This is a genomic window from Alkalihalophilus lindianensis (genome assembly GCF_032843265.1).
GTDB classification, from domain to species: Bacteria; Bacillota; Bacilli; order Bacillales; family Bacillaceae_D; genus Alkalihalophilus; species Alkalihalophilus lindianensis.
The window spans coordinates 1-409 of record NZ_JAWJBA010000065.1 but is presented as its reverse complement, the minus strand read 5'-3'; the positions used below and the strand labels follow the sequence as shown (position 1 = coordinate 409).

Below are 409 nucleotides of genomic sequence, written 5' to 3'. Positions count from 1 at the left end.
CATGGTTCACTCAACTGGAGCTAACAACCCGTGGCTCAAACGATATGTTGGCCCTGACGATGGCTTGCTAGGAAAGAACCAATATAACAACCATTGGAATCAAGACAAACCTGGAGGCCGTCAAGTATGTGTCCATGCCTTTATTGGTAAATTAGCAGGTGGTTCCATTGCAACCTATCAAACATTGCCTTGGAATCACCGAGGTTGGCATGCTGGAGGAACTGCAAACAATTCTCATATTGGATTTGAAATTTGCGAGGACGGTTTGACCGATGCCTCGTATTTTTCTGCTGTTTATAAGGAAGCCTTGGAGCTTTGTGTATATCTTTGCAAACTCTATGGGTTTAGTGAAAAAGATATCATCTGTCACAGCGAAGGTTATAAACGAGGCATTGCCAGTAACCATGGC

At 43.8% G+C, this 409-nt stretch carries 1 protein-coding gene; it reads left to right on the top strand.

From position 1 onward, the window contains the following. A partial coding sequence (locus tag RYX56_RS21300) for an N-acetylmuramoyl-L-alanine amidase (protein ID WP_317123982.1) occupies nt 1-409 on the top strand: 409 nt, incomplete at both ends.